1 pseudogene (cut by a window edge) is annotated in these 355 nt (G+C 66.5%); it reads right to left on the bottom strand.

Annotated elements, in window-relative coordinates:
• Positions 1-355, bottom strand: a pseudogene (locus H7I87_RS11155) (IS607 family transposase) (its annotated part continues 71 nt past the right edge of the window); the annotation flags it as partial.

Raw genomic sequence — 355 nt, 5'->3', positions numbered from 1 at the left:
TCAGCACCTCGATCATGTCGCGCACCAAATCATCGACAGTCTCGCCCCGGTCGGCCACCACGATCCGGCGGCCCTGCGCCGACAACGCCGCTTCCAGGTGCTCCACCCCGAAGCGAGCCAACCGATCACGGTGCTCCACGATCACCACTGAAACAGACGGGTCCGACAAAATCCGGCGCAGCTTGGGGCGCTTGCCGTTCAGGCCCGACCCGACCTCGGTCACCACCTTCGCCGATCACGTGACCGTTCGAGGTCGCCCAATCCGCCAAGCGGGCGACCTGCCGGTCCAGATCGGCGCGCTGATCATGCGAGGACACCCGCGCATACACCACCGTGTGGCCGGATTCCCCAGACG

The sequence above is a fragment of the Mycobacterium timonense genome (assembly GCF_025821985.1).
Taxonomy (GTDB): domain Bacteria; phylum Actinomycetota; class Actinomycetes; order Mycobacteriales; family Mycobacteriaceae; genus Mycobacterium; species Mycobacterium avium.
This window is presented reverse-complemented; position numbering and strand designations above follow the sequence as displayed.